Source organism: Cobetia sp. SIMBA_158 (assembly GCF_046566945.1).
GTDB classification, from domain to species: domain Bacteria; phylum Pseudomonadota; class Gammaproteobacteria; order Pseudomonadales; family Halomonadaceae; genus Cobetia; species Cobetia amphilecti.
In genome coordinates this window covers 1-238 of sequence record NZ_JAWJYL010001034.1, presented here as the reverse complement: position 1 = coordinate 238, position 238 = coordinate 1, and the positions used below count along the sequence as shown (strand labels likewise).

Below are 238 nucleotides of genomic sequence, written 5' to 3'. Positions count from 1 at the left end.
GTTTCCCCTGCCACAGAGGCGCTGCAAAAGGTGGGAATTATGGATGATATGGATGAAAACTTTAAATTGCTTTTTTCAAACGACAAAGAGCAAATAAAAAATACACTCGATGCCATGGACAGCCAAACGCCATTGATTGTGTTTGACGAAGAAAACGGGTATCGACTTGCAGAATACGATTTAAGCTTAATGTCTGATCAAGCAATCAACCTGAACTATGTAAACTTACAAGGTATTA

The 238-nt window shown here is 38.7% G+C and carries 1 protein-coding gene; it reads left to right on the top strand.

Going from position 1 to position 238, the window contains the following annotated elements:
• Window positions 1-39: 39 nt before the first annotated feature.
• On the top strand, window positions 40-238 hold a 199-nt coding region (locus R2R70_RS22945; RefSeq protein WP_410979338.1), incomplete at its 3' end, for a hypothetical protein.